At 72.2% G+C, this 26141-nt stretch carries 24 protein-coding genes and 2 pseudogenes; 11 read left to right on the top strand and 15 right to left on the bottom strand.

Annotation, left to right across the window (positions count from 1 at the left end):
* Window positions 1–43 precede the first annotated feature (43 nt).
* From N8I84_RS21455 to N8I84_RS21445, 3 genes are all read right to left on the bottom strand, one after another.
* Window positions 44–2344, bottom strand: coding sequence for a hypothetical protein (locus N8I84_RS21455; RefSeq protein ID WP_263231000.1), 2301 nt, complete (start codon window positions 2342–2344; stop codon window positions 44–46).
* A 156-nt stretch (window positions 2345–2500) separates the two neighbouring features.
* Window positions 2501–3709 carry an NAD(P)/FAD-dependent oxidoreductase gene (locus N8I84_RS21450; RefSeq protein WP_263230999.1) on the bottom strand — a complete coding sequence of 403 codons (1209 nt, stop codon included), beginning with the start codon at window positions 3707–3709 and terminating at the stop codon, window positions 2501–2503.
* Between the two features lie 117 nt (window positions 3710–3826).
* The gene (locus N8I84_RS21445) at window positions 3827–4771 is read right to left on the bottom strand and encodes an RNA polymerase sigma-70 factor (RefSeq protein WP_263230998.1); all 945 of its coding nucleotides are present in this window, start codon (window positions 4769–4771) and stop codon (window positions 3827–3829) included.
* A 205-nt stretch (window positions 4772–4976) separates the two neighbouring features.
* Here N8I84_RS21445 and N8I84_RS21440 point away from each other — a divergent pair, with 205 nt between their 5' ends.
* A complete protein-coding gene (locus N8I84_RS21440) occupies window positions 4977–5471 on the top strand; it encodes an N-acetyltransferase (protein ID WP_263230997.1) in 495 nt (164 codons plus the stop codon).
* 49 nt (window positions 5472–5520) lie between these two features.
* On the opposite strand, the gene N8I84_RS21435 is transcribed toward N8I84_RS21440, so the two are convergent.
* From N8I84_RS21435 to N8I84_RS21425, 3 genes are all read right to left on the bottom strand, one after another.
* Window positions 5521–6447 carry an SDR family oxidoreductase gene (locus N8I84_RS21435; RefSeq protein ID WP_263230996.1) on the bottom strand — a complete coding sequence of 309 codons (927 nt, stop codon included), beginning with the start codon at window positions 6445–6447 and terminating at the stop codon, window positions 5521–5523.
* 87 nt (window positions 6448–6534) lie between these two features.
* On the bottom strand, window positions 6535–7281 hold the full coding sequence (locus tag N8I84_RS21430; protein WP_263230995.1) for an SDR family oxidoreductase: 747 nt from the start codon (window positions 7279–7281) through the stop codon (window positions 6535–6537).
* Window positions 7282–7322: 41 nt separating this feature from the next.
* Window positions 7323–8330 carry an aldo/keto reductase gene (locus N8I84_RS21425; protein WP_263230994.1) on the bottom strand — a complete coding sequence of 336 codons (1008 nt, stop codon included), beginning with the start codon at window positions 8328–8330 and terminating at the stop codon, window positions 7323–7325.
* Window positions 8331–8513: 183 nt separating this feature from the next.
* On the opposite strand from N8I84_RS21425, the gene N8I84_RS21420 reads away from it, so the two are divergent.
* Entirely contained in the window at window positions 8514–9296 is a 783-nt protein-coding gene (locus N8I84_RS21420; protein WP_263230993.1) for a TetR/AcrR family transcriptional regulator, read from the top strand.
* A 123-nt stretch (window positions 9297–9419) separates the two neighbouring features.
* Here the strand turns inward: N8I84_RS21420 and N8I84_RS21415 are convergent, their stop codons facing one another.
* Window positions 9420–10346 carry a LysR family transcriptional regulator gene (locus N8I84_RS21415; protein WP_263230992.1) on the bottom strand — a complete coding sequence of 309 codons (927 nt, stop codon included), beginning with the start codon at window positions 10344–10346 and terminating at the stop codon, window positions 9420–9422.
* Between the two features lie 343 nt (window positions 10347–10689).
* Between N8I84_RS21415 and N8I84_RS21410 the strand changes: the two are divergent.
* The 4 genes and pseudogenes from N8I84_RS21410 to N8I84_RS42755 all read left to right on the top strand — a co-directional run bounded on the left by N8I84_RS21410 (window position 10690) and on the right by N8I84_RS42755 (window position 12400).
* A pseudogene (locus N8I84_RS21410) lies at window positions 10690–11051 on the top strand (sortase-dependent protein).
* 156 nt (window positions 11052–11207) lie between these two features.
* A pseudogene (locus N8I84_RS21405) lies at window positions 11208–11672 on the top strand (class F sortase); the annotation flags it as partial.
* An 85-nt stretch (window positions 11673–11757) separates the two neighbouring features.
* Window positions 11758–12249: an RNA polymerase sigma factor gene (locus N8I84_RS21400; RefSeq protein WP_263230991.1), complete on the top strand. Its 492-nt coding sequence runs from the start codon at window positions 11758–11760 to the stop codon at window positions 12247–12249.
* Window positions 12233–12400: a hypothetical protein gene (locus N8I84_RS42755; protein WP_313884272.1), complete on the top strand. Its 168-nt coding sequence runs from the start codon at window positions 12233–12235 to the stop codon at window positions 12398–12400. Before N8I84_RS21400 ends, N8I84_RS42755 begins: the two co-directional genes overlap by 17 nt.
* 183 nt (window positions 12401–12583) lie before the next feature.
* Here the strand turns inward: N8I84_RS42755 and N8I84_RS21390 are convergent, their stop codons facing one another.
* Window positions 12584–12721, bottom strand: coding sequence for a hypothetical protein (locus tag N8I84_RS21390; protein WP_263235065.1), 138 nt, complete (start codon window positions 12719–12721; stop codon window positions 12584–12586).
* Between the two features lie 410 nt (window positions 12722–13131).
* Here N8I84_RS21390 and N8I84_RS21385 point away from each other — a divergent pair, with 410 nt between their 5' ends.
* The 3 genes from N8I84_RS21385 to N8I84_RS21375 all read left to right on the top strand — a co-directional run bounded on the left by N8I84_RS21385 (window position 13132) and on the right by N8I84_RS21375 (window position 16327).
* The gene (locus tag N8I84_RS21385) at window positions 13132–14022 is read left to right on the top strand and encodes an SCO2400 family protein (RefSeq protein ID WP_263234846.1); all 891 of its coding nucleotides are present in this window, start codon (window positions 13132–13134) and stop codon (window positions 14020–14022) included.
* Between the two features lie 332 nt (window positions 14023–14354).
* On the top strand, window positions 14355–15545 hold the full coding sequence (locus N8I84_RS21380; RefSeq protein WP_313884271.1) for a serine/threonine-protein kinase: 1191 nt from the start codon (window positions 14355–14357) through the stop codon (window positions 15543–15545).
* Window positions 15546–15646: 101 nt separating this feature from the next.
* On the top strand, window positions 15647–16327 hold the full coding sequence (locus N8I84_RS21375) for a DUF6445 family protein (RefSeq protein ID WP_263230990.1): 681 nt from the start codon (window positions 15647–15649) through the stop codon (window positions 16325–16327).
* Window positions 16328–16339: 12 nt separating this feature from the next.
* Here the strand turns inward: N8I84_RS21375 and N8I84_RS21370 are convergent, their stop codons facing one another.
* From N8I84_RS21370 to N8I84_RS21360, 3 genes are all read right to left on the bottom strand, one after another.
* On the bottom strand, window positions 16340–16864 hold the full coding sequence (locus N8I84_RS21370; RefSeq protein WP_263230989.1) for a hypothetical protein: 525 nt from the start codon (window positions 16862–16864) through the stop codon (window positions 16340–16342).
* Between the two features lie 224 nt (window positions 16865–17088).
* Entirely contained in the window at window positions 17089–17832 is a 744-nt protein-coding gene (locus N8I84_RS21365; protein ID WP_263230988.1) for a TIGR03943 family putative permease subunit, read from the bottom strand.
* Window positions 17829–18863: a permease gene (locus N8I84_RS21360; protein WP_263230987.1), complete on the bottom strand. Its 1035-nt coding sequence runs from the start codon at window positions 18861–18863 to the stop codon at window positions 17829–17831. Before N8I84_RS21360 ends, N8I84_RS21365 begins: the two co-directional genes overlap by 4 nt.
* Window positions 18864–19113: 250 nt before the next feature.
* Here N8I84_RS21360 and N8I84_RS21355 point away from each other — a divergent pair, with 250 nt between their 5' ends.
* Window positions 19114–19875 carry a DUF4142 domain-containing protein gene (locus N8I84_RS21355; RefSeq protein WP_263230986.1) on the top strand — a complete coding sequence of 254 codons (762 nt, stop codon included), beginning with the start codon at window positions 19114–19116 and terminating at the stop codon, window positions 19873–19875.
* A gap of 100 nt (window positions 19876–19975) precedes the next feature.
* Here the strand turns inward: N8I84_RS21355 and N8I84_RS21350 are convergent, their stop codons facing one another.
* From N8I84_RS21350 to N8I84_RS21340, 3 genes are all read right to left on the bottom strand, one after another.
* The gene (locus tag N8I84_RS21350; RefSeq protein ID WP_263230985.1) at window positions 19976–20878 is read right to left on the bottom strand and encodes a hypothetical protein; all 903 of its coding nucleotides are present in this window, start codon (window positions 20876–20878) and stop codon (window positions 19976–19978) included.
* A 285-nt stretch (window positions 20879–21163) separates the two neighbouring features.
* On the bottom strand, window positions 21164–22285 hold the full coding sequence (locus N8I84_RS21345; protein ID WP_263230984.1) for a Nickel transporter NicT: 1122 nt from the start codon (window positions 22283–22285) through the stop codon (window positions 21164–21166).
* Window positions 22286–22387: 102 nt separating this feature from the next.
* Window positions 22388–22666, bottom strand: a complete 279-nt coding sequence (locus tag N8I84_RS21340; RefSeq protein ID WP_263230983.1) for a ribosomal protein L7/L12 — start codon at window positions 22664–22666, stop codon at window positions 22388–22390.
* A 142-nt stretch (window positions 22667–22808) separates the two neighbouring features.
* On the opposite strand from N8I84_RS21340, the gene N8I84_RS21335 reads away from it, so the two are divergent.
* Window positions 22809–24653 (top strand): alkyl/aryl-sulfatase, encoded by a 1845-nt coding sequence (locus N8I84_RS21335; RefSeq protein WP_263230982.1) that lies wholly within the window; start codon window positions 22809–22811, stop codon window positions 24651–24653.
* Between the two features lie 15 nt (window positions 24654–24668).
* Here N8I84_RS21335 and N8I84_RS21330 read toward each other — a convergent pair whose 3' ends face one another.
* Window positions 24669–26012, bottom strand: a complete 1344-nt coding sequence (locus N8I84_RS21330; RefSeq protein ID WP_263234844.1) for a helix-turn-helix domain-containing protein — start codon at window positions 26010–26012, stop codon at window positions 24669–24671.
* Window positions 26013–26141 lie beyond the last annotated feature (129 nt).

Here is a 26141-nt window from a genome sequence, read left to right as displayed (position 1 = left end):
TCGGCTCGACCGCGGGCGCCGGGCGGCCCCGAGCGCTTCGGGCTCACCCCGGGTGGACCGTGAGGTACGTCCACCGGCTCCACACGCTGCCGGTCTGTGCGCCCTTGGCTGGTGGCGTGTAGTGGCCGCGGATGCGGTAGTGGTCGTTGCTCGTGAAGAGCTTCAGAGCCCGGACGTAGCCGTACCAGCCGTCGGCGTACACGCCCCCGCAGTCCTGCGCGGTGACCTGGTGCCAGGCCCCCGAGTAGTAGTGCTCGAGGTACACCGTCATGTGACCGCCCGACTGGCGGGGAGTGACCAGGAGGTTGAAGCCCATGTCGACTTCGGACTTGTTGAAGACCTGGTAGGTGGTGGACCCGATGCGGGTGGTCCCGGTCGGCCACTGCATCTGCGTCCGGACCGTCGGCGTGACGGTCGTACCGGTCGTCACCGTGCGCGGCGCATAGCGGTAGTCGCCGGCGAAGGCCGCGGTGAAGACGGTGTTGCGGCTGATCCTGTAGTACGCCACGAGGTTGCCGTACGCGTCGACCTTGCCGCTCTTGAGCTGCGTCCGCGACGCGCCCGCGGGCTGGGCGTACAGCGTCACGACACGGGAGTTGTACGTCGTCCCCAGGTGCGCGGTCACCTTGACGGTCGCGCCGGAGTGGTACGACTTCGCGTCGGTCGCCACGCTCAGGCCCGGAGTGGCCCGGGACACCTGCACCTTCGCCGACGCCGTGACCGGGAGGTAGGACGTGCCACCGTCGTAGGTGAAGGCGTAGGTGTTCGCGCCGCCGACCTGAGGGGTGTCGTGGAAGGCGAAACCGCCGTCGGCGGCGACGGGCACGGTGCCCACCGCATAGCCGGAGGGGTGCGCCTGGTCGGTCTTGACGACGTGGACCGCGCCGGTCGTCACATGCGCGTGCGGCCAGGTGAGCCGACCGGTGATGGTCATCGCTGCGGCACGGTTCGCAGCGGAGGGAGCGGTCAGCGCCATGGTGGGCGCGTACTTCGCCACCGGGATGTCGAAGGTCTGGCTCGCCGGGGCGTAGTGGCCGCCTCCCGAGTAGTCGACGCGGAAGCTCAGGGAGCCGGTGGCAGGAGCGGTGCCGGCGACGGAGTAGGAGCCGAAGAAGTCGACCGGTATGTGTGCCGGTGTGCTTGTCGGGTCCGGGATGAGCAGGCCGTCCGGATCGGCGTCGTCGTAGCGGGTGATCCGTACGGTGCCCGGAATCATGGACTCCCCGGCACCGAGGCTGAGCGGCGAGTCGAAGCCCGCCCGGAACGTGTAGGCCTCGCCGGGGGCGAGCGGGGTGGTGGTCGAGCTGCCGTGGAGACGGACCCCGGCGGTTTCGGGGTCACGGGCTGTCCGGAGCGTCGGGGTGCCTCCGGCGGCGTCCACGCCCACGGCGTAGAGACGGCTCCCGTCCGGTGCCCAGGCGAGGCCGTCCGGGGCCAGGCGCAGCGGGTCGTCGAAGTAGTACTCGCGGTAGTAGCCCGCGCCTGTTTCCGGAAATGCCTCGAAGGCGCCATTGCAGCCGCAGCCGGCCAGAGTGCCGTCCGGGGCCACGGCGACAGCGTCGGCGGCCACCGGCGTGGCGAACTGCCCGTCGACCGCCAGGTCCGAGACCCGGTACCGGTTGCTGCTCGCGCGCAGCCAGGACGAGACCGCCAGATGCTGCCCGTCCGCCGTGACCGCGAAGTCGCTCAGGTCGGGGACGGGCAGCGCCTTCGCGGCCCGCCGGGTCAGCGCACCGCCCTCGGCCCGGTACGTGACGACGGCGGAGGTGTCGCCCGTCTGCGCGGCGGCCGCGAGGACGCCGGAGGGCGTCGGGGTCGTCGTCAGCATCGGCGCTGCCGGCCAACTGCCGGAATCCTGCCGCAACGTGACGGTTCCGGCCCCGTCGACGGATCCGATGCCGCCGGCGCCCGCCGTGCCGTACCCGAACCAGAGGGTGCCCCCGGCGACGGCCAGCGAGTCGGGACGGGTGCCCGTGCCCGTGCCGTACCGAGCGGACTCGGTCAGGCTTTCCGTGCTGATCGCGGCGATAGCGTCCTGGTCCGGCAGAGCCGCGTACAGTGCGGATCCGTCGTCGGAGAGGGCGAGACCGGTGGCGCCCGGCTCACCACCGATCATCGTCGGGTTCCCACCGTCGAGGTCGGTGACGAGAATGCCGTCGGTGCCGGAGCCGCCGCTGATGAACAGGTGTCCGTGCGGGGCATCCACCACCATGTGCGCGAAGTGCGCGATCGGCAGCGGTACGTCCGAGGCCGCGTACGAGTCGACCGTGCCGGGACCGAGGACGGTCGTCAGTCCGAGGAGCAGAGCTGCGGCGGTTGGCGGCGAGAATCGCGCCAGCTTCATGAAAGGCCCCCACATAACCTTCACGATCAAGGGGCGCAACCTAGCACGGAAAGATCAGCTGCCGGTAGCGGGCGGCCGGAGATCACCCTCGACCGCGTCGTCCAGGGCGACGGAGCGGGCGCCCTCGCCTCGAGGACGCCCGCTCCGCGGGGCGCGTCAGGCCGGGGTCCCGACCACCGGGCCCGTCCGGGCCGGCTCCTGCACGACGCGGCGGGTCCGGGTCGGCATTCCGAGCGTCGGGTTGGCGATGCTCCAGGCCGCGCCCTTGCAGACTAGCTCCTTGTAGACGGCGGCGAGCCGTCCTGTCAGGGCCGCCCGGACGGCGCGGTCGTCGGCGGTGACGTACTGGATCAGGCCTTCCCTGCGGCCCAGCGAGATGCACTGGTTGAAGTAGCGCAGCGGTGCGTTCGGGAGCTTCCCGCCGGTCAGGCGCGCGGCGATGGCGTCGGCGGCCTGCCACGCCATGGGGGTGCCCGAGGCGCACGACATCCGCAGCGGCTTGTCACCGGGGCCCATCGCCATGGCCGCGTCGCCGACGGCGTACACGTCGGGGTGCGAGACCGAGCGCATGGTTCGGTCGACCACGATCCGGCCCGTGTCGGTGACTTCCAGGGTGCTGGCCTTCGCGATCGGGTGGACGGCGAAGCCCGTGGTCCACACGGTGACCGCGGCGGGGACGGACGTGCCGTCGGCGGTGGTGACGCGGTCGGCCTCGACTGCGCTGACGTCGGCGTGTTCGTGCACGGTGACGCCGAGCTTGCCGAAGACCTGCCGCAGGTGCCGGCGCCCCTTGGGCGAGAGCCAGTCGCCGAGGCCGCCGCGGGCGACGAGGGCGACATCGAGGTCCGGGCGGGCCTCGGCGATCTCGGCTGCGGCCTCCAGGCCGGTGAGTCCGCCGCCGACCACGACCACGGGCTGTCCGGCGTCCAGGCGGGCCAGGTGCTCGCGCAGCCGGAGAGCTCCGGGACGACTCGCGATCTCGTGGGCGTGCTCGGCGGTGCCGGGGACGCCCTGGTCGTTCCAGCCGCTGCCGAGGGCGTACACGAGGGTGTCGTACGACAGCTCCTCCATCCGCCCCTCGGTGCCGTTGGCGTCGACGACGGTCACGGTCCTGCGGTCGACGTCGACGCAGGTGACCTTCGCGAGCTTCAGTTCGACGCCGGTGCCCGCGAAGACCTCGCGCAGCGGCCGCCGTTCGAGGTCCTGGCCGACCGCGAGCTGGTGCATCCGGACGCGCTCGACGAAGTCGGGCTCGGCGTTGACGAGGGTGATGGCGACGTCTTCACGGCGCAGCCGCTTGGCGAGGCGCCCTGCGGCGATGGCTCCGGCGTATCCGGCTCCGAGGACGACGATGCGGTGCTGCATCTCCTTGCTCCTGTCTCGAGCGCTGCTGTCGTGGGTGGGTTCGGCCCTTGAACCGGGCGGCCCGCCGTTTCCTGACAGGAACGCGATGTGAAGCACCTCACATCGGGGTCGGAAGAGTCAGAAGGCGCTGAGCAGGGGTTCGCCGTGGTCGGCGGCCGCCCATCGCCGGGTCGCGCGTTCGAGCTTGTCGGGGTTGACCTGGTTGCGGAAGGCGGCGATGCCCTCGGCGGTGATCTCCAGGCACATGACGCCGACGACCCGGCCGTCGACGACCGCCACGAGGGCGGGGTCGCCGTTGGCGGTCGTGGCGTACACCTCGGGTGAGCCGCCGACCAGGGCCTGCTTGGCCTTGCTCGGTTTGAACAGGCCGCGCATGAACTTCGCGACCGCCAGAGCGCCTTCGAACGCCTTGGCGCGGGCCGGGACCTTCCCGCCGCCGTCGCCGATCGAGACGGCGTCCTGGGTGAGCAGCCGGACGAGCGGCTCGGTCCGGCCGCTGGTGGCGGCCGCGAGGAACTCGTGGACGATCCGCCGGGCGGCGGCCTCGTCGATCTCGCTGCGGGCCCTGCCGTCCGCGACGTGCTTCTTGGCGCGGTGGTAGATCTGCTGGCTGGCGGCCTCGGTGATGTCGAGGATCTCGGCGATCTCCCGGTGCGGGTAGTCGAAGGCCTCCCGCAGCACGTACACCGCCCGCTCGTTCGGGGAGAGACGCTCCAGCAGGGCGAGCACCGCGTAGGAGACCGATTCGCGCTGTTCGGCCGTGTCCGCCGGGCCGAGCATCGGATCCCCGGCGAGCAGCGGCTCGGGGAGCCACTGGCCCACGTAGGTCTCGCGCCGGGCGCGGGCCGAAGTGAGCTGGTTGAGGCACAGGTTGGTGAGGACCTTCGTCAACCAGGCCTCGGGGACCTCGATGCGGTCGACGTCGGCGGCCTGCCAGCGCAGGAACGTCTCCTGCACGGCGTCCTCGGCCTCGCTCGCGGAGCCGAGGAGGCGGTAGGCGATGGCCTCCAGGCGTGACCTGGAGGCCTCGAACCGGTCCACGTCGCTCATGGTCAGGGCCATGGCCCGGATCCTAGCCGTCGCGATGCGCGACGACCCCCGCATTGCGGGGGCGGCCCCTGCCCTGCCCGGCCGATGCCGCTCGACACGTGCCGCACGTCCAGGGCACCGGGCCGCTCCCGCTCATCTCGCAGAGCGGACGCCGAACCGATCCGACGCCGCGGCCCCCCGACGCCCAACGCGCCCTGACCGGTTAGCCTCCCGGTCCATGAACTGGCTTCCCGATGACTTCGTCCACCCCGTCCGCGTGCCGCTCCCCGGTGGCCATCACCTACGGCCCGTCTCCGCCGCCGACACGGACCTCGACTACCCGGCGGTCATGGGATCGCGGGAACGGCTGTGGTCCATCTACGGCGAGGCATGGGGCTGGCCTCCCGCCACCATGACGTACGACCAGGACTACGAGGACCTGCTGCACCACGAGCGGGAGATCGCCGAGCACAAGTCCTTCAACTACGCACTCTTCGACGAGGTCGGCACCGCCCTGTTGGGCTGCGTGTACATCGACCCGGCGGAGAAGGCCGGCGCCGACGCCGACATCTCCTGGTGGGTGGTGGACGACAAGGTCGGTACCGACCTCGAACGCGCCCTGGACGCGTTCGTCCCTCAGTGGATCGCCGACGCCTGGCCCTTCCGCAAGCCGCGCTACATAGGCCGCGACCTCACCTGGAAGGAGTGGCTCGCCCTCCCCGACAACGTCTGACGAACCCCGTGCCAGGGCCCGGGGTTCGTCGTCCCGTGCGAGCCGGGGGTTACGCCACGACCGCGCCGGGTGCCTCTGGCGCGTGCGCCGGGTGCGCGGTGAGCAGGTCGGCGAGGTCGACGCGGGTGAGGAACTCGCGGCGGACGCGGTCGGCAACGTCGGAGACCTCTTCCGAGCCGTCGTCGGCGGGGTCGATGTGGACGCGGTACGGCCGCTGTCCGGCGGGGAGCGCGACGATCCGGGCGATCTCGTCGGAGACCATCGAGGCGTCCGCGTCCTCGGGGGCCAGCGCGGCCAGCTTCCGGGCGACCTGTTCCATGAGGCCGGGGTACTTCGTCTCGTACTGCGCCTCGGTGGCGCTGTCGGCGGGGCGGCCGGAGTGGGCGAAGTGATTGGTGCCGCTGGTGAACGAGCCGGGGACCACGATGGAGGTCTCCACCCCCCAGCGCGCGAGCTCGGCGGCGTAGCTCACGGCCAGGGAGTCCATGGCGGCCTTGGCGGCGAAGTACGGGGCGAGGTACGGCGGGGTGCCGCCCTTCACGCTCGAGCTGGACACCCAGATCACCAGGCCCCGGCCCGCCTTCCGCAGGTGGGGCAGGACCGCCCGGTTGACGCGCTGGGTGGAGAGGACGTTCACGTCGTACAGCTCGGCGAGCTGCTCGGGGGTGAACGCCTCGGCCGGTCCGGTGACCATGTGCCCGGCGTTGTGGATCAGGACGTCGATGCGGCCGTGCTCGGTGACGACCCGGTCGATGGCGGCGTCCACGGACTCCTGGGAGTTGACGTCGAGTTCGATGGCGCGCAGGTCGACGCCGTGCCGGGCGCTGTAGTCGGCGGCGGCTTCGACCTGCGGCGCGTTGCGGGTGCCGGTCTGGCGCATGCCGGCGTGGACGGTGTTGCCGGAGTCGGCGAGGGCGCGGGCGGTCAGGGCGCCGAAGCCGCTGGAGGCACCGGTGATCACGACGATGTTCTTCATGGGAGTTCTCTCCTCGAGAGAGGGCTTCGCGGGCGGGTGGGGGAGGGCTCAGGGACGGGAGGGCGTCAGGGAGGGAAGGTGGCCGGGTCAGGCCACGCCGCCGTTGGCGTACAGGACCTGGCCGTTGATCCAGCGCGCCGGGCCGGCGAGGAACGCGACCGCCTCGGCGATGTCCTCCGGCGTGCCCAGGCGCTCCAGGGGAGCCGCCTTGGACAGGTTGTTGATCGCGGCCTGGTCCTTGCCCTCCAGGAACAGGGGCGTGGCGGTGGGGCCGGGGGCCACGGCGTTGACGGTGATGTCCTTGCCCCGCAGTTCGCGGGCCAGGACCAGGGTCATGGCCTCGACCGCGCCCTTGCTCGCCGCGTAGGCGCCGTAGTTCGGGAACTGCAGGCGGGTGACCGAGGTCGAGAAGTTGATGATCGCGCCACCGGCGCGCACCCGCCGGGCCGCCTGCTGGGAGACCACGAAGGTGCCGCGGATGTTGGTGCGGTGCATCCGGTCCAGGTCGTCCAGGTCGAGCGTGGCGATCGGCGACAGCAGCATGATGCCCGCCGTGTTGACGACGACGTCGATGCCGCCGAACTCCCGCTCCACGGCGTCGAACGCCTCCGCCATGGCGTGCTCGTCGGCGATGTCGCCGCCGACCGCGATCGCCCGGCCGCCCGCCGCGGTGACCGCGGCCACCGTGTCGTCGGCGCGGGCCTTGTTGCCGGCGTAGTGCACGCCGACGGCGATGCCGTCCCTGGCGAGGCGCTCGACGACCGCGCGGCCGATGCCGCCGGAGCCGCCGGTGACCAGGGCGACGCGGGGCGTGGTGGTGGTGTTGTCGGTCATGGTGTTCCGTCCTTCGTGGCTGTGGGTTACGGGTGGGTCTGTCAGCGTTCGCTGTCGAGCGTGGCCATGAGGGGGGCGGCGTACCGCTCCCCGGCGGCGGAACCCGCGGGGACCGCCGCCTCGATCTCGGCGAGGGCATCGGTGTCCAGGTCGAGGCCGGCGGCGCCGAGGGATTCGGTCAGGCGCTCCCTTCGGCGGGCGCCGATCAGGGGGACGACGTCCTGGCCCTGGGCGGCCACCCAGGCGATGGCGACCTGACCGGTGGTGGCGCCCAGGCGCTCGGCCACGCGTCCCAGTGCCTCGACCAGGCGGAGGTTGGCCTCGAGGTTCTCGCCCTGGAAGCGTGGGCTGTGGGCGCGGAAGTCGTCGGCGCCCAGGTTCCGCGCGGCGCTCCAGTGGCCGCTGAGCAGGCCGCGGGAGAGCACGCCGTAGGCGGTCAGTCCGATGCCGAGCTCGCGCAGCGCCGGGATGACGGACGCCTCCGGGCCGCGGGAGAGCAGCGAGTACTCGATCTGCACGTCGCTGATGGGTGCGACGGCCGCGGCGCGGCGGATGGTGTCCGCACCGACCTCCGACAGACCGATGTGCCGGATGAAGCCGGCCTGCCGCATCTCCGCGAGCGCGCCGACGGTCTCCTCGACAGGGATGTCCGGGTTGAGGCGTGCGGGACGGTAGATGTCGATGTGGTCGGTGTTCAGCCGCCGCAGGGAGTAGGCGAGGCGGTCCTTGACCGCGGCCGGGGAGACGTCGTACGGCACGGGCTGGAAGCCGCCGTCGGGGGTGCGGCGGGAGCCGAACTTGACGCTCAGCACGACCTCGTCACGCCTGCGCTCCTTCAGCGCCCGGGCGATGAGCATCTCGTTGGCGCCCGAGCCGTAGAAGTCCGCGGTGTCGATGAGGTTCAGGCCCGCGTCGATCGCGGCGTGCAGGGTGGCGACGCTCTCGGCGTCGTCGGCGGGCCCGTACAGGTCGGACATACCCATGGCGCCCAGGCCGATGGCGGACACCTCCGGTCCGTGCGCACCGAGCTTGCGGGTCGCGATGGTCATGGCGGTTCTCCTTGGTCTCGGGGCGAACACCCCGGTTCGCGGGCGTGGGGCTTCGGGAGCGTCGGTTCGCGAGCGAAGGAGGCGTCGGGCAGGGGATCACCCGATCGACATATCGCCGATAACCGGTCTGACACATCAACGCTAACACATCATCGATGCACCGCAAGTGTTATCGTCGATGTCATGGCAACGGTCGAGACGACGACAGCGCAGCCCCGCGAGCGGATCCTGCAGGCCGCGACAGCCCTGCTCGCCGAAGGCGGACGGGAGGCCGTGTCCACCCGTGCGGTCAGTGCGGCCGCCGGAGTGCAGGCGCAGACGATCTACCGGCACTTCGGCGACATGCAGGGACTGCTCGACGAGGTGGCCCGGCGCGGATACGCGTCCTACCTGGCCGCGAAGCAGGCCCAGGACGCGGACGGCGACCCCGTGGCGCAGCTGCGCAGCGGCTGGGACATGCACGTGGCCTTCGGACTGGCCAATCCCGCGCTCTACCGGCTGCTGTACACCGAACCGCGGCCCGGCCAGCAGTTCGCGGTCACGGGTGACGCCCACCAGGTGCTGCTGCGCATCGTCGAACGGGTGGCCAAGGCCGGCCGGCTTCGGACGGGCGTCGAGGCCGCCGCGACGATGATCCACTCCTCGGGCATGGGGGTGACGCTCACGCTGATCGCCGCGCAGGCCGACGGCAGGCTCTCGGACTACGAAGGCCTGTCCGACAACGTCCGGGAAGCCGTGCTGGACTCCGTGCTCGCCCCGGCCGACGACACCGCTGCCCGGCCGAGTGCCGGCGCCCACCACGCTGCCGTGCACGCCGTCGCCCTGAAGTCCCTGATGCGCGACGGGGTACGGTCCCTGACGCTCGGGGAGCGCACCCTGCTCGGCGAGTGGCTGGACCGCATCGCCGCCGAGGACGCGGAGGTCGGCGCCGCGGACCCCGGCGAGGAACCCGCGCGACGGCGGTAGCGGACCGATCAGGCGGCTCGGCCACGTCGGAGCGGGCCGTGGCGGGGTCCTCGTACCCGCGCCCGTGACGCAGGTCCCGCGAGTCGACCACGGTGACGATGCCTGGCGGGCCGTGTCGGAGCGTCAGAGCTCCCGCACGCCCGCACCACCCTGCGCGGACGCCCGGCCGGAGGCCATCTGTGCGGCCAGTGCGGTGAACGCCCGGACCTTGGCGTTCTCGGTGTCCGCGCGCCAGACGAGGGCGCCGTTGGCCGGGGGCAGTCCGCTGAGCGGCCGGTGTACGACGCCGGGGTGCCGGTAGGCGTGGAACAGCCCTTGATGGGTCGTCCACACCGTCTCGCCGGTGGCGACCTTGTGCAGCGCCTCCTGATAGGTCCGTCCGCCCCTCCCGCGGCGCAGGGGCCTGCCGAGCGGTGTGAACGGCGGACAGAAGCCGTGCCGAAGGGCGTCCGGCAGTTCGGCGGGGCCGTCGAGCAGAACCCAGTCCGCCAGGTCCTCGATGTCGACCGACGCGCGCTCCGCGAGCGGATGGCCGGCACCGGCGGCCAGCACTCGGCCGTGCGACACCAGGACGGTCCCCACCTTCAGATCCGGTTCGTCGACGGGCAGCAGCGTGAGCAGCACCTCGACCTCGCCGTTGCGCAGCGGCCCATAGGGGTCGCGCCAGGGCACCTCGGTCACCGTGGTCTCGCAGGCCGGGTGCCGGCGGCCGAACGCGACGACGGTGTCGGTCAGCGGCGGGCCGTTGAGACAGCCGAGGAAGCCCACGCGCAGGGTGCCGACCATGCCCTGCGCGATGGCGCAGGCCTCGTCGTAGCTCCTTCTGAGGCCTTCGTAGGCGGCGCCGAGAGTGCGTCGGGTGTGCTCGCCCAGCGGGGTCAGGGCGACGCGGCGGCTGGTTCGGACGAACAGCGGTGCGCCGATGCGTCGTTCCAGCGCCCGGATCAACTGGCTGACACGTGACTGGGACAGTCTCATGCGCTCCGCGGTGCGTCCGAAGTGCAGTTCCTCCGACAGCGCCAGGAACGTCTCGATCTCCGTGAGGTCCACTCCAGTGCTCCCGCATCGATGAGCCCGGCTCATGGATTGTGCAGTACTTCGACCTTGATCGGCCAACGCCCCACTGAGATCGTCTGGTTGGCGGCCGGCCGGCTCGTCGGCGATCGGGGGGGTCGGCACGTCGGCCGGCGCCGCCCTCGTCGCCGTCCGGTGCGCCACCGCACCGCGACTCGGCAGGAGTCGTCGGCTCACGTCCGTGTGTGCATGCCCCGGGCCACCCTCCGACGACTTTGCCATCTCTTTACAACCCGTCCTAGCGCCGCCTCGTCTCTCCGCTCGATCCGTGATTCAGCCCGCCGCAGTACCGGGCGGACCGACGAAAGAGAGCGATTCGATGCGCCGAACTGTCCACAGCGCCATGGCACTTGCGTGCACCGCCGTGCTGGCGGGCACCGTGCCCGCGTTCGCCCACGGGGCGACCCCCTCCCCTACCGCTCCCGCGGCCACCGCCTCCCCGTCCACCGCTCCGGAACGGACCGCGGCGCCGACCGCCGCGAGCGCGGTTCCGAGTGCCGCGCCGACGAGGGCGCGCGGCCAGGTCTCGGTCGTCCCCAGCGGCGCGCCCGACACCGGTGTGACGGCCGAGACCTCCCGGTCCGTGTCCCCGGGCTGATCGGCGCGGGCGCCGGCCTGGTGCTGGTCGGCGGTGGCGCTGCCGTCCACGTCGTACGCCGCCGGCGGGCGACCGGGGCATGACCCGGCTCTCCAGGCGCGCCTTCGCCACCGCGGCGTTGGCCGCGCTGCTCGCGGGCTGCGGCGGCCACGAGGCCGCCGGTCCTCCGCCACCCTCCAGGAACCGTCCGTGACGGCAGTACGCCACCGCCCGCGTCGACCGCCGCAAAGGCGGCACCGGCGCTGGCGCGTTCGGCCCCCGTCGGGCTGCGCATCCCGGCCATCGGGGTCGACACCCCGGTCATGCGGCTGGGGCTGGCGCAGGACGGCAGTGTGCAGGTGCCGCCGGTCACCGCACACGACCGGGCGGGCTGGTACTGGCACTCGCCGACACCGGGCCAGGTCGGGCCGTCGGTCATCCTCGGCCATGTCACGGTCGGCAGCCACGGGGACGGGGTCTTCCGCCACCTCGCGGAGCTGCACCGGGGCGACCGGATCGTGGCGCGCCTGGAGAACGGAACGGCGGCCGTGTTCACGGTCAGCGCCGTACGGACCGTCGCCAAGGCGGACTTCCCGACGGAGGAGGTCTACGGGAACGTGAACCGGCCGGAGTTGCGACTGATCACCTGCGGGGGTCCCCGTACCGGCGACGGATACCTCGACAACGTGATCGTCTTCGCCGCGCTGACCACTTCCACGCCCTGAACCGCCGTACTGATCCCGGGCCTTCGGAACGTACGCCGACGGCCCGGGGTCCTACCCCACGACTGCCCCACGACCATGGAGAGCGTTGAAACGGTCCCGTGAGAGGGCGGCGTCCGAGCTGTTCGCCGCTGTCTATCCACGCCTCGCCGGCTGGTGCCGCCGTCTCGTCGACGACGACGAGACGGCCCACGAGATCGCCTCGGAGGCGTTCACCCGGCTCTGGGCCCGCTGGACCTCCGTGGACGAGCCCCGCGGGTTCCTCTACGTCACCGCGGCCAACATCGTCCGGGACCACTGGCGCAAGCTGGAGCGCGAACGCAGAGCCGTGCACCGTGCCACCACGGAGGCCGCCGTCCGCCCCCACACCGAACAGGCCGACCCGTCGGTGCGCCTGCTCGTGCAGTCGCTGCCGGAGCGACTGCGCGTCCCGATCCTGTTGCACTACTACGCTGACATGCCGATCCGGGAGGTGTCCGTGCTGACCGGACGCAAGGAAGGAACCGTCAAGGCCGACCTGCACGCGGCCCGGGAACTGCTCCGCGTCCACCTGAGGAGAAGCCTTGACCACACGCTCTGACGACGGTCCGGAGCTGGAACCCGACGACCCCCTCGCGGTGATCCTGCGGCCCCCCTCGGACCATCTCGGCCCGCCCCCCGGCCGCTTCCGTGCGATCCGCCGCGCCGCGGCCCGCCGCCGGCTGCTCCGCGCGGCGGCCGGGGCCGCCTGACCGCCGCCGTCGCCGTCCTCGTCACCCTGCCGCTCCACCTGGCGACGCCCTCCACACCGGCGCCCCCGTCGGTCCCCCTCGCACCCCCGCCCCCGAGCGGCCGTCCGGCGCCCGCGGGTCCGTCGGCGTCGCCCTCGCCGTCGGCGTCGGCGTCGGCGTCGGCGTCGGCGTCGCCCGGGAGCGTCATCCCGCGTCCCACCACGGCTCCCCGTACCGGCGGTTCCCGCAGCCCGAGCCGCCCGCCGCCACCACCCGGCAACCGTCGGCGACACCGACCGCGGCACGTCCCGAGCCGTCGGCGAGCCGGACCGCGGCCGACACCGCACCGTCACTCAGCCCGTCGATACGGCAGAGGTAGCCACGGCCACTCGGTCGGCGCGGCGCAGACGTGCACGGCCCGGGGCCACGGCAGGCGGATCTCCATGCCGGTCCGCACGGTCGAGGTCGCGGGAGGCCCGCGAAAACGGCGGCCCCCTGGACGTTCGAACACTGAGCCCGCAGGTCAGCCTGTGTTCCGGAGTGTGCCGGCACAACCGTCCGTCTCACCACCACCGCCCCCTGAGCCGCAAGGCACGGGAGGCACCCCTGCAAGGCCCCCGGAGAATCCCCTCACGAGCCCCACACAGCCTGCACACGGTCTTTCGATAGCCCCGTTAGCGTGGCAACCCGTTCGATTCCAGGTGCGAACGCAGCCCGTCGGGGCGGCGGCCAGCCAACACAGGAAGACCGCAATGGACTACTGCTCCTCGTGTCGTCGGCATCTCAACGGCGCACTGGTGTGCCCCGGATGCGGTGCCTACGCCCCCGACATCGCCCCGGTCACCGCCGACGGCCACACCGCCCCGGGCCCGGCCACCACCGCGACGCCGGTCATGGAGGCGACGGCGGCCACGACGGCATGGGAGTTCGCGGCTCCGGACATCGACGGGGACCCGGACATCGACGAGGCTCCGCACGCCGGCCCGCCCGCCGACCTCACGGGCCCGACGCGCCGCACGGAAGGGCGTGCCGCGCGGCGGCGCCGGCTGGCGCGCTGGAAGAAGACCCAGCGCAAGGCCCTCGTGGCGACCGCCGTCGCCCTCGTCGGAGGCGGTCTGACGGTGGCCTCGATGGACCGGCACACCGCCGACCGCGCCCAGGCGGCCCCGGCTCCGGAGGCGTCGGCCCTCGGTGGTGCGGAGGAACCGACCTCGCTGTACAGCAGTCCGGCGCCGCCCCGCTCCGGCACCCCGGGTTCCGGCGCGCCCCGGGCAGCGCACACCCCCACCGCGCAGTCCCCCGCGGCCGACCTGGCCCGACTCTCCTCGCCGGGCTCGGCCCACGCCACGTCGTCGGCCGCTCAGCCGGACACGGTCACCTCTTCCCGTACGACGCACACGACGGGCACGACAGGGGCGGCGGGCACGGGCACGTCGGGCACGGGTCACACGACGGCGAACTCTCCCTCCCAGTCGGGGACGGACTCCTCGTCCTCCTCGTCGTCCACGGGGACGTCCCAGCACCCGTCCTCCCCGACCACCGGCACCGGCGGCGGCACGGACCCGGGCACCTCGCAGACCACCCCGTCCCCGGCGGCCACCTCGCCGTCGCAGGTCTGCCTGCTCGTCGTCTGCCTCGGCTGACCGCAGGCGAACCCACCACGGCCACTCACCGCCCCCCGCGATCACGCGGGCGGGCGGTTTCTGCGTGCCCACGGGACGCGCTCACGACCCCGGGCCCGGCGCCCCGGCGTTCGGTCCCGCTCCTACCGGGGGACCGGCCGGCCAGGAGTGTCGGACACGCGAGGATTGCGCGGCCGGACCGACACCCGGTGGTCACCGGATGGGGGAGACCGTGATCGAATCGTGTGTCCGTGCCAGTAGGCTGTGATCCGCTGCGGCACCCCACCCCCACCCGCCCTGGCGGAATCCTGTCCGGCGGCGGTCGAGTCGTCGCACGGCATTCGTCTCCCGGCATGAGGATGAAACAACAGGTGCTGATCGCGGGCCGGTACCAGCTGAACACCACCATCGGACGTGGCGCGATGGGAGAGGTCTGGCGGGCGTACGACCAGATGCTCGGCCGTCCCGTCGCCGTCAAGGTGCTGCTCGACCGGAACGCCGACCCCACCGCGGACTCCCGCTTCCGCCTCGAGGCACAGACCGCGGGCCGGCTCCACCATCCGCACGTGGTCGGTGTGCTCGACTTCGGGGAGCACGAGGGGCGGCTGTTCCTGGTGATGGAGCTGGTGGAGGGTGACAGCCTCGCCCGGGTGCTCGCCGACGACGGGCCGCTGCCCGCCGAACAGGTCGCGGCCATCGCGGCCCAGGCGGCGGCCGGGCTCGCAGTGGCGCACGAACAGGGCATCGTGCACCGCGACATCAAGCCCGGCAACCTGCTCCTCGACACGAACGGCACTCTGAAGATCGGCGACTTCGGCATCGCCCGCTTCATGGACGACCCGTCGGGCGCGCTCACCGCGACCGGGCAGATCGTCGGTACGAGCCTGTACATCGCGCCCGAGCGCGCCCTGGGCAAGCCCGCCGGACCGGCCAGCGACGTGTACTCGCTCGGCTGCGTCCTCTACCAACTCCTCACCGGTCGGCCGCCGTTCCGCGCCGACAGCCCGATCGCGATCCTGCACCAGCACCTGGACGCGACGCCCGTACCGCCGCGCGAGCTGGGTGCCGCCCTCCCGCCCGCCTTCGAGAACTTTCTGCTCGGCCTGCTCGCCAAGCGGCCCGAGGACCGGCCGACGGCACGGCAGGCCGCCGACTGGTTCGCCACGGGCGCCTGGCGGGGCCGCCCGGAACCGCTTCCGGCAGCGGCACCGGTCCCGGCCGCGGCACCGATCCCGGTCCCGGCCCCGGCCCCTCAGTCGCCGATTCCGCCCCGGACGAAGGGCGCGGCGACGACGTACAAACTCCCGTCCGCACTCCCCGGCCACCGCGCTGCCCGCCCGCGGTCGTCGTCGGGGAACCGGCGCGCGCGGCCGTCGCTGCGCACGTTCGTCGCCGGGCGGCCGCGCGCGGTCGGGCTCATCGCCGCGGCACTGCTGTTCCTGACGGCGATGTACGTGGGCATGTCGGTGTTCAGCCCGGACAGCAGCTCGGCGGAGACACCGCAGGAGACGGGTCGTTCGAGCCCGGCCACGCCGACGCCGTGACACCACCACCCAACGTGCCCGCTACCCAGGCAAGTTGAGTTGACGAAGGCTTGACCGAACGAAAAGAAACGACGATGGGGGCGAACTGTAGGTTCACCGGCATGCCCCCACAGCCCCCACAACCCCCGCGCCTGCCCGTCCTGCCGTACCGCAAGCCCACCCGTGGCCGCGACTACTGGATCCTCGACGACGTGCTGCCGAACGTGGACGAGGTCCGGGCCCGCTGTCTCGCCAAGGACGACTGGGTCAAGGGACACCCGTACACGCAGGAGAGCTGGCCGGGGATGCGCACCATGCCCGGTCTCGAACCGGCCGAACTCGCCCGGATCGAGCGGCTGGTGCGCAAGGAGACCGGTGCGCCGAAGCTCTGGCAGGAGACCGCCCCCGGCGGCGGCACCCTCAACCACAACTGCGTCCAGGTCGTCGGCAAGGACGAGGGCGAACCGCGCCCGCACACCGACTCGCGCGCCCTGTGCCGGTACGCCGCCGTGCTCTACCTCAGCCCGAACATCCCCAAGGACTGCGGCACGAGCTTCTTCCGGCAGAGCCTGCCGGGCGGCGTCCTCGGCGGCAACATGGTGCAGGCGCCGCACACCAACCTGGTCGAGGCGCTGGGCACGCGGTACGTCTCGCCGGACGCGTTCACCGAGGACGTCCGCGTGCCGCAGCGCTACAACCGGCTGCTCCTGTACAAGGCCAACCTCATGCACAGCGCCACCGGTTACTGGGGCAGCGACCTGGAGGACAGGCGCATGACGGCCGTGTTCTTCTGGATGGCCTAGCAGGCCCGGGGCTCAGCTCAGGCCGAGGCTGGAGAGCGCGGTCGTCCAGTCCGTGATGATCGCGTTCTGGGCGTCCTCCAGGCTGACGTCGCCCGCGCAGACGGCCTTCTTGAGCTTGTTCTCGACGACGTCCTTGTCGGCCGAGGTCTCGTCGCCGTAGTGCGGTTCGGGCCAGAGGTTCAGCTCGCTCCTGGGCGCGCCGCCGAGTTCGAGCGGCACGAAGTGGTCTTCCTCGTAGTCCGAGGCGCTGGTGTCGCTGTAGCCGTACTCGACGATCTGCTTCTTCTTCAGCGCGGTGGTGTACGAGCTCGACGGCCGCACGGTCGCGGTCCAGCCGGAGACACAGATCGTGGAGTCGATGGTGTCCTGCGTGACGTCCGGGTTGAGGGCGCCGGGCTGGCAGCTGGGGTCGGGGAGGGGCAGGTAGTCCTGGCTGCACGACTGCGCGTGCGCGCTGCCGGTGGTGACGGTCAGGCCCGCGGCGGCGAGGGCGAGGGTGGACAGGGTGGTCACCAGGGGGCGCGGTATTCGGGACATGGGGAGTCTCCCGGTGGGGGTGCCCGGCACGATTCCGGGCGGTCGTGAGCATGACAGCACCGGGAGCGTCTATGCGGGTAGACCCCTTTGCGGGACCGGGAGAAGCTTGGTTGAAGGTTTGTCCGGGCGAAGGCACCGGGTTGTGAAGTCATGGGCGGTGCTTGGGCGTTGGTTCACCCAGGTGTACAGCGAGCGGACGGTCTCCCCGCTCCGGCGGGACGCCGTCAGCGGGACGGCGTCAGCGGCAGGTCGTCCGTGTACGCGTTCACCGGCTTGTCCACCCGCTCGACGGTACGGGCGTCCAGCGCGGCCGGCGCCGACCGTGTGCCCAGCGTCCCGCCGGGGTGCCAGGTGCCCGTGACGGCCACCCAGGTGTCGGCCGGCGGCGCCGGGGCCCCGTGGATCCGTACCTTCACGGACTGCGCGTCCGCAGCGCAGCACGAGAAGATGATCCGGGTCAGATACCAGCCCCCGCCCCGCCCGTCCGGCGTGACGAATCCGGTCAACGTGACGCTGCGCCCCTTGATGGCCTGCGCACGGTCCTGCTGCACACGGCTGGTGAACTCCGTGAGCGTCATCGGCAGCGGCGAGGTCGCGGCCAGCGGTTCGAAGTGCCGCTGCTGCGCGACGGCCCTGGCGGGCTCACGGGAGGCGGTGTACGAGCCGAGGGCGGGCGGGGCGTAGATGAGCAGGCTCAGCGCGGGCAGGAACAGCAGCCAGGCGACACGGGGTGCGGCGGAGTGGCCGTGGCCGGTGTCGCCGTGACCGCCGTGCTCGGCGTGGCTGCCCCGCCCGCGGTCGAGGGCCGCGCTCGCCAGTCCGAGCACGAGCAGCAGCGCGCCCGAGGCGATCAGATACGGGCGCAGTCCCGGCCGCACGTACCTCAGGCACAGGTCGGTGAAGAGCGAGGCGTGCAGCAGACCGAGGCCGCTGAGGACGAGCAGGACCGCCGGGAAGGGCCGTTTCACAGCAGGGCCCCTCCGATCAGCGCGCTGCACGCCACCGCCACGACGGTCGTGGCGGTGGAGAAGCGGACCGCGAACGCCCGGCCGAACGTGCCCGCCTGAAGGGCGATCAGCTTCAGGTCGACCATCGGCCCCACCACCATGAACGCCAGCCGCGCCACGGGCGAGAAGCCGGTGAGCGAGGCGGCCACGAAGGCGTCGGCCTCGGAGCACACCGCGAGCACGACGGCGAGCCCCGCCAGGAACAGCACCGACAGCCAGGTCGAGCCGGAGAACACGTCGAGCACGGAGCGCGGGACCGCCACGTTGAAGGTGGCCGCCGCCATGGCCCCGACGACCAGGAAGCCGCCCGCGTGCAGGAAGTCGTGCTGGAAGCCGAGCCGGAACTCCCGCCAGCGGCTGTGCCCCGGTCGGTGACCGGTGTGCCGCACGGTCGGCCGCAGCCATTCCTCCCTGCCGAGCCAGAGCCACAGCCAGCCCATCACGGCCGCGGTGGCGAGCGAGGCGAGCAGCCGGGCCAGGACCATCAGGGGGCTGCTGGGGAAGGCGACGGCGGTGGCGGTCAGCACCACCGGGTTGACGGCGGGAGCCGACAGCAGGAACGCGAACGCGGCGGCCGGGGTGACACCCCGCCGGATCAGGCTGTTCGCGACCGGCACCGACGCGCACTCGCAGCCGGGCAGCACCACCCCGGCGACCCCGGCGACCGGAACGGCGAGCGCGGGGTTGCGGGGCAGCGCCCGGCTGAACGCCGTCGCCGGCACGAACGCGTTGATGGCGCCGGACAGGGCCGTGCCGAGCAGCAGGAAGGGCAGCGCCTGCACGGTGATGGCCAGACAGACGGTGCGCCACGCCTGCATCGCGGGCACGTCCATCCACCGGCCGAGCAGGAGCAGCGCCGGACCGGCGAGGACGGCCGCCGCCAGGAGCAGCGGCCAGAACGCGGGCCAGCCGCGGGCGGGGACGCGCTCGGGCGCCGCGGGGACCGCGACGGCCGCCTCCGCCTCCTCGGCCAGTTCTTCTGTCTTCTGCATGACGGCTCCGACTGTCGGATGTTCGGATCGAACATAACGGGCACCCGACCTCCCCTCCCGGCACCGCCACGCCCTCAGTCTGCCGGGGCGGACGTGCGCGCCCCGCCGTGTGACCGGCGACGGCACGGCGAACGTGCCGCTCGGCCGTGTGACAGCCCCCACAGCCCGGGCCGTGGATTTTGCCTGTGGAAAAGGTTTCCGGCTCCGCTCGCACCCGTACCCCTGGGCGTTGGAACAACCAGGAGGTGCCATGCGCATTTCGCGGACCGCGGCGGGAACCCTCTTCGTCACGGGCGCCCTCACCCTGACGCTCACGGCGCTCGTCTATCCGTCGATGCTGGGAGTGCAGACGGTCTCCAGCGCCCCCTCACGCGTGATCGCGAACACCTCGGCGGGACCTTTGACCGAGGCGGACCGCGACTTCGTCGTCAAGGTACGGGCGGCCGGCCTGTGGGAGTTCCCGTCCGGTGAACTGGCCATGAAGAAGGGCACGACCCCGGCCGTACGCACCGCCGGGGCGCATCTGGTCAACGGACATGCCAACCTCGACGCCGTCGACCGGAAGGTGGCCGCGGAGCTGGGCATCACGCTGCCGAACCAGCCGAGCCCCCAGCAGCAGGGATTCGTGACGACGCTGACCAACGACACGGGCAAGCAGTTCGACAACGACCTCGCGAACATCCTGCGGCTGACGCACGGACAGATCTTCCCCGCCATCGCCAACATCCGCGCCACCACGAAGAACACGCTGGTCCGCCAGCTGGCCGACGTGGCCAACGACACCGTCCTCGACCACATCACGGTCATGGAGCAGACGGGCCTGGTGAACTTCGACTCGCTGGTGTTCCAGGAGACGACACCGCCGAAGCTCCCGAAGTCCAGCCTGACCCCGCCGGCCCCGCAGCCCGGCGAGCCGACGGTGATCCTCTCCCCGCCGCCGGGCTTCACCCCGCCGCCGTCGACGACTCCGGGCGCGGCGGCGGCCCCCGGGTCGTCGCCGACCACGGGCTGACGGTCCGGGACAGGTACCGAGCGCGAAAAATGGGCCCGGCGCTCTCCGGGGACAAGAGCGCCGGGCCCGTCGGGGATGGTTCAGCGGACGCCCGGAGGCGTCAGGCGCGACCGCGGGACGTACGGCGCCGGGCGGCGACCGCGATGCCCGCACCGGCCGCGACGAGGGCCGCCGCGCCCGCGGCGATCGGCAGCGCGTTGCTGCCGCCACCGGTCTCGGCGAGGCCACCGGGCGGGGTGGACGTGCCGCCGTTCGGGGTGGGCGCCGGAGGCGTGCTCGACTCGCCGGTGGCGGGCGGGGTCGAGACGGAGGCGGACGGAGAGGCGGGCGTCGCCGGGGTGGCCGGGGCCGACGCGGGCGGGGTGGTGGCCGGGGTGCTCGGCGGCTGGGCCGTGCAGTCCTTCGTACCGCCGTTCCAGGACGCGATCAGCTTGTCCTTGATGACCGGGCGGTCCGGGCCCTTGGGCACGTCACCGTGCTCGAAGCCGTCCTGCGCGCCGAGGTTCCCGTCGAACTTGACCTTGCCCCGGTAGAGGTCGATCTGCGCGAAGCAGCCGGCGTCCGGCACGGAGATGTCGAGGGAGTCGGTCTCGCCCTGCTTCACCGTCACCGAGTCGAAGTCGTGGAAGACCTGCAGCCCGGACGTGTTGAAGGTGGCGCCGTGCGTGCGGTACGAGGCGAGGGAGGCGGTGCAGGTCGCCGCGTCGCCCGCTGCACGCACCTTGATGTGGACCTTGCCGTCCTCGGTGGGCTTCAGGTTCTGGTCGTCGACCCGGACGGAGTCGGTGAACGTGTTTCCGTCCAAGGAGAACTGGCAGTGGTCGGCCCCGGTGACGGTGCCGGGCCCGTTCCCGGACGCGTACGCGCGGCCCCCCTGGTCCCAGCCGCCACCACCGGGCGTACCCGAGGCCCAGGCGGCGCCCCCGGTGACGGCGGTGAGGGTGAGTGCCGCGGCGCCCGCCCCCAGCAGACGGCGCACGGTGACACCTCTCGTGTCGGACATTCGGTCCCCCATCTTGACGGGCCGGACCCGGCCGACGGCAGCGGGCAGCACGAAGCCGCCGGGACCGTGGCCGGGAAGAAAGTGGTCGAGAGAAACGAGTGGCTCTTTGGTCACATGAGCCACAGCGCGAGCACATATTCGATCACGGTGACGACACTGTCAACCTCGTTGAAACCACGACGAGTTCAGAACGCGATCACGTTTCGGCCACATCAGGAATGACACGATCCGCCAGGCGGCGGAATCGCGGGAGAAGCACCCGCCCCGCGGAGCTCGCCCGGGTGCTCACTCCACCGCCTGTTCCACCGGCTGCGGCTCCGGCCGGGCCAGTCCCGCCGTCCACTTCTCCTCGATACGGCCGACCTTCCACACCACCAGCGCGAGCGCCCAGGTGGCGAAGAAGAGGCCGACGATCACGAAGCCCAGGGTGTTGAGGTCGACGCCGGCGATCCAGTCCCAGAAGGCCCCGTGCAGACCGAGCTTCTCGGCGAGCAGGCCGAGCAGTTCCGTCGTGCCGATGATCAGCGCCACGGCCACGGACAGGCCCGTGATGGTGAGGTTGTAGTAGACCTTGCGGACCGGCTTGGAGAACGCCCATCCGTACGCGAAGTTCATGAACGACCCGTCGATCGTGTCGAGCAGCGACATTCCGGCCGCGAACAGGACGGGCAGGCACAGAATCGCGTACCAGGGCAGCCCGGAGGCCGCGCCCGAGCCGGCCAGGACGAGGAGCGCGATCTCCGTCGCGGTGTCGAAGCCGAGGCCGAAGAGCAGGCCCAGCGGGTACATCTGCCACGGCTTGGTGATCGACTTCATCACGCGGCCGAGGAGTCGGTTCATGAAACCGCGGTTGTTCAGCTGCTCCTCCAGCGCCGCCTCGTCGAACCCGCCCGACCGCATCTGCCGGAACACCTTCCAGATGCCGGCCAGGATGACGAGGTTGATCGCGGCGATGACGTAGAGGAACGTGCCGGAGACCGTCGTGCCGATGACGCCGGTCACGTCGTGCAGCTCGGAGTTGTCGTCGCGGACGGGTCCGGCCAGCGTCCTGACGCCGAGCGAGAGCAGCAGCGCCAGTCCGAAGACGACGCTGGAGTGGCCGAGCGAGAACCAGAACCCGACCGACAGCGGCCGCTGCCCCTCGCTCATCAGCTTGCGGGTGGTGTTGTCGATCGCCGCGATGTGGTCCGCGTCGAACGCGTGCCGCATGCCGAGGGTGTACGCGGTCACGCCGATGCCGATGCCGAACGACTTCTCGCCGATGGTGTAGTGCTCGGGCGCGACGACCCCGACGAGCGTGAACCACCCGATGATGTGCAGAGCCAGGACGAACGCGGCCATGCCGCCCAGCCGGCCCCACTCCTGCCGCGTGATGGACAGGCGCATCCGGGAGGAGGACGGAGGCATGGAGCGGGGCCTTTCTTCTCTGGGTGCTGCGCCACCCACTTTCATGCAGCAGAGTTCTACTTGCAAGAAAGTCGCAGTAAAGCCTACGCGGCCGCGCGGCACCTACCCCATCCGCTCCACGGCCTCCTTGGCCTCCTTCAGGCCGGCCCCGGTGATCTCGCGGTACACCTTGATGGCCTGGATGTTCTTGCCGTCCCGCAGCAGGGCGGCGACCCGCTCCAGGTCCGGGTCGGCCTCGTGGAGCCCCAAGTGGTCGAGGACCAGGTCGAGTTTCCGCTCGACCCGGGCCATCCGGCGGTCGGTCCGCTTGGTCCTCGCCTCGACCCCTGCGAAACCGGCCACGAGCAGGGCGAACACTATCAAAAAGCTCAGCATGTCCATGCTCGGCATCCTAGGAGCGGGCCTCAGCGGGAGCGCGGCCGGACGCGCGGCACGTCCCGGTGCGGTTGCTCACACCGCACCCGGCACCTCGAACGGTCCCCCACCGCTGGCCCGCCGTCCGCCCCGGCCCCAAGCTGGCCGCATGGACGCCCCGCCCCGTGACGGCCTGCCGCCCTTCGAGGACCGGACCGACCTCGAGAACGCCGACCGCGGTTTCGTCGCCGCCCTGGAGACGGGCGTGGTGGCCGACCGGGACGGGCGGGTGGTGTGGGACGCGGACGCGTACCGGTTCCTGGACGAGGAGTGCCCTGGCACCGCGCATCCGAGCCTGTGGCGGCAGTCGCAGCTGTGCGCGCGGCAGGGGCTGTACGAGGTGTGCGAGGGCGTCTACCAGGTACGCGGCCTGGACCTGGCCAACATGACGCTCGTCGAGGGACGTGCCGGCGTCGTCGTCGTCGACCCGCTCATCTCCGCCGAGTGCGCGGCGGCCGCCCTCGCCCTGTACCGGCGGCACCGCGGTGAGCGGCCCGTGACCGCGCTGATCTACACCCACTCCCACGTCGACCACTTCGGGGGCGCCCGCGGGGTGCTGCCGCGCGAGGCGGAGGCGGGCGTCCCGGTGCTCGCGCCGGCCGGGTTCCTCCAGCACGCGGTCAGCGAGAACGTGTACGCGGGGCCCGCGATGTCCCGCCGCGCCGGCTTCATGTACGGCGAACGGCTGGCGAAGGCGCCCGACGGGCAGATCGGCACGGGCCTCGGCCTCACCATGTCCACCGGCACGGTCACCCTCGTCCCGCCGACCGTCGACATCACCCGCACCGGGCAGACGGAGACCGTGGACGGCGTGCGCATCCTGTTCCAGCTGACGCCGGGCACCGAGGCGCCGGCCGAGATGAACTTCCTCTTCACCGAGCAGCGCGCCCTGTGCCTGGCGGAGAACGTCACCCACACCCTGCACAACGTCCTGACCCTGCGCGGCGCCGTCGTCCGGGACGCCCGCCTCTGGTCCCGCTACCTCGACGAGGCCATCGACTTCTTCGGCGACGGCTACGACGTGGCCTTCGCCTCCCACCACTGGCCGACCTGGGGGCACGAGAGCGTCGTACGCCTGCTGGCGGAGCAGCGCGACCTGTACGCGTATCTGCACGACCAGACGCTGCGGCTGCTCAACAGCGGTCTGACCGGCCCGGAGATCGCGGAGGAGCTGCGGCTGCCTCCCGTGCTGGAGGACGCCTGGCACGCACGCGGCTACTACGGGTCCCTCAGCCACAACGTCAAGGCCGTCTACCAGCGCTACCTGGGCTGGTACGACGGCAACCCCGCCCACCTGTGGGAGCATCCGCCGGCCGCCCTCGCGCGGCGGTACGTGGAGGTGGCGGGCGGTCCCGAGGCGACGCTCGCGGCGGCCCGCCGGTATGCGGAGGCCGGTGACCTGCGCTTCGCCGCGAGCCTGCTCAACCACCTGGTCTTCGCCGACCCGGGCGACGAGGAGGCGAAGCAGACGCTGGCGGGGGTGTACGAACGCCTCGGGTACGGCGCCGAGAACGGACCCTGGCGGAACATCTACCTGACCGGCGCCCTGGAACTGCGCGAGGGGGCGAGTGCCCCCGCCGTCACCTCGGACACGCCCGAGCTGACCTCGGAACTGACCGTGAGCATGCTCCTCGACGCCCTCGCGGTGCGCATCGACGGGCCCCGCGCGGCCCAGGAGCCACGCCTGATCATCGACCTGGTGGTGATCGACGAGGAACGCCGCCACCGGATCAACCTCGAGCACGGCGCGCTCACCCACCGCGGGATGCCGCTGCACCGCACCCCGAGGCCGCACGCGGGCCTGACGCTCACCCTGACCCGCCCCGAACTGCTCGGCCTGCTCGCGGGCCACGGCCTCGCCGGCATCGAGACGGAAGGGGACCGGGGCCTGCTCAAGCGCCTTTTCTCCTACGTCTCCCGGCCGGACCGGGGGTTCCCGATCGTCACCCCGTAGACAGGCCCGGGGCCGTCACAGCGGCGGCTGGGCGGGGGCCGGGCCCAGGGTCGTCGTGCCGGGCGCGGTGCGGTGGCCGAGGCCGGTGCGGTAGGCGTCCAGGGCGGCCTCCACCCGGCCGGTGCGGCGCAACAGATCGCCGAGCAGCCGGCACAGGTCCGCGAGGTCGCCCGCGGCGCCCGCCCGTTCCAGCAGGCTGAGCGCGCGCACATAGTGCTCCTCGGCCGCCTCCGTGTCGCGCCCGTCCTCGGCGATGATGCCGAGGAGACGGTGCGCGGCGGCGGAGTGCACCGCGCCGCGCTCGGGTCCGATGTCACCGAGGACGTCGCGCAGCAGCCGAGCGGCCTCGGCGGACCTGCCGCGCCGGTGCAGCACGTCCGCCAGCTCCACCGCGACCTGGCTGCTGTAGAGGGCGGCCCGCTTCTCCGACAGCATGGCGAGGGCTTCGCGCAACTCGCGCTCCGCACGCTCCAGTTCGCCGTTCTGCGCATACAGATAGCCGCGCATCCAGTGGCAGTTGGCCAGCTCGGTGCGGATCTGCAGCTGCCGGTACAGCTCGGCGGCCTTGGCGAGGTTGGAGTCCGCCTCGGCCAGGCGCCCCTCGGCCAGCAGCGTACGCGCCACGGAACGGTGCATACGGGCCACCAGCGCCGGGTCCTGGACCTGGGGCGCCAGCGCGAGGGCGAACTCGGCCGCCTGAGCCGCCCTGGCGTGCGCTCCCATGTCCATGTACGGGCCGATGGCGCTCGCGTAGAGCAGCAGCAGGGCGTCCGGATCGTGCAGTCCCGAGCGGTTCAGCTCGTCGAGGGTGGTCTCCAGCAGGTAGCAGGCATAGCGGAGTTCACCGGCGAGGTAGTGCGAGACGGCACGGCCGCGCAGCGCCGGTACGCGGCTCGGCAGCGGTGCGTCGTGCAGGCACTTCTCGGCCCGCTCGAAGTACTGCCGCCCCGCCACCAGGTCGCCCAGCTCCATCGCGCACTCGCCGAGGCCCAGCAGCGCGGCGGCCCGCTCGGCGGTGAGCCCGTACTCCTCGGCCTCGGCCAGAAGCGCGGCGTACTGCTCGGCGGCCACCTCGGCCTCACCGGTGGCGAGAGTGCGCTGGGCGTCGGTGAGCCTGAGCCGCAGCCCGGTGGCGAGGTGGGCCGGACGTCCGGTGGCCAGCTCGTCGAACGCGACCCCGAGCCGCTCCGCGAGATGCCTGAGCGCCTCGTCCGAGGGGCGGACCCGGCCGGCCTCCAGGGTGGAGATGTACGCGGGCGTGTAGGCCGGCTCGGCCAACTGCCGCTGGGTCAGTCCGCGTTCCCGCCGCAGCCGCTGCACCCTGCGCCCGATGGTCTCCGGGTCGTCCCGCTCCGCCATACGGTTCATCATGCCAGTAAGCCCACTTACCAGTGAGCCTTTACTGACTATTCGTCAATCTCCTTTAGGCACATGCCAACCGGCCTGAGCCTCTTCCCCGGCACCCGACCCAGCCCCTAGCTTGGAAGA

This window comes from Streptomyces cynarae (assembly GCF_025642135.1).
GTDB classification, from domain to species: domain Bacteria; phylum Actinomycetota; class Actinomycetes; order Streptomycetales; family Streptomycetaceae; genus Streptomyces; species Streptomyces cynarae.
The sequence above is the reverse complement of the archived record's forward strand: the minus strand, read 5'-3'. Positions and strand labels throughout refer to the sequence as shown.

Excerpts from the sequence above, each read along its gene's own strand:
- N8I84_RS21455 (WP_263231000.1), bottom strand. The coding sequence starts at position 2,344 with ATGAAGCTGGCGCGATTCTCGCCGCCAACCGCCGCAGCTCTGCTCCTC.
- N8I84_RS21450 (WP_263230999.1), bottom strand. The coding sequence starts at position 3,709 with ATGCAGCACCGCATCGTCGTCCTCGGAGCCGGATACGCCGGAGCCATC.
- N8I84_RS21445 (WP_263230998.1), bottom strand. The coding sequence starts at position 4,771 with ATGGCCCTGACCATGAGCGACGTGGACCGGTTCGAGGCCTCCAGGTCA.
- N8I84_RS21440 (WP_263230997.1), top strand. The coding sequence starts at position 4,977 with ATGAACTGGCTTCCCGATGACTTCGTCCACCCCGTCCGCGTGCCGCTC.
- N8I84_RS21435 (WP_263230996.1), bottom strand. The coding sequence starts at position 6,447 with ATGAAGAACATCGTCGTGATCACCGGTGCCTCCAGCGGCTTCGGCGCC.
- N8I84_RS21430 (WP_263230995.1), bottom strand. The coding sequence starts at position 7,281 with ATGACCGACAACACCACCACCACGCCCCGCGTCGCCCTGGTCACCGGC.
- N8I84_RS21425 (WP_263230994.1), bottom strand. The coding sequence starts at position 8,330 with ATGACCATCGCGACCCGCAAGCTCGGTGCGCACGGACCGGAGGTGTCC.
- N8I84_RS21420 (WP_263230993.1), top strand. The coding sequence starts at position 8,514 with ATGGCAACGGTCGAGACGACGACAGCGCAGCCCCGCGAGCGGATCCTG.
- N8I84_RS21385 (WP_263234846.1), top strand. The coding sequence starts at position 13,132 with ATGGACTACTGCTCCTCGTGTCGTCGGCATCTCAACGGCGCACTGGTG.
- N8I84_RS21380 (WP_313884271.1), top strand. The coding sequence starts at position 14,355 with ATGAGGATGAAACAACAGGTGCTGATCGCGGGCCGGTACCAGCTGAAC.
- N8I84_RS21375 (WP_263230990.1), top strand. The coding sequence starts at position 15,647 with ATGCCCCCACAGCCCCCACAACCCCCGCGCCTGCCCGTCCTGCCGTAC.
- N8I84_RS21370 (WP_263230989.1), bottom strand. The coding sequence starts at position 16,864 with ATGTCCCGAATACCGCGCCCCCTGGTGACCACCCTGTCCACCCTCGCC.
- N8I84_RS21360 (WP_263230987.1), bottom strand. The coding sequence starts at position 18,863 with ATGCAGAAGACAGAAGAACTGGCCGAGGAGGCGGAGGCGGCCGTCGCG.
- N8I84_RS21355 (WP_263230986.1), top strand. The coding sequence starts at position 19,114 with ATGCGCATTTCGCGGACCGCGGCGGGAACCCTCTTCGTCACGGGCGCC.
- N8I84_RS21350 (WP_263230985.1), bottom strand. The coding sequence starts at position 20,878 with ATGTCCGACACGAGAGGTGTCACCGTGCGCCGTCTGCTGGGGGCGGGC.
- N8I84_RS21345 (WP_263230984.1), bottom strand. The coding sequence starts at position 22,285 with ATGCCTCCGTCCTCCTCCCGGATGCGCCTGTCCATCACGCGGCAGGAG.
- N8I84_RS21340 (WP_263230983.1), bottom strand. The coding sequence starts at position 22,666 with ATGGACATGCTGAGCTTTTTGATAGTGTTCGCCCTGCTCGTGGCCGGT.
- N8I84_RS21335 (WP_263230982.1), top strand. The coding sequence starts at position 22,809 with ATGGACGCCCCGCCCCGTGACGGCCTGCCGCCCTTCGAGGACCGGACC.
- N8I84_RS21330 (WP_263234844.1), bottom strand. The coding sequence starts at position 26,012 with ATGGCGGAGCGGGACGACCCGGAGACCATCGGGCGCAGGGTGCAGCGG.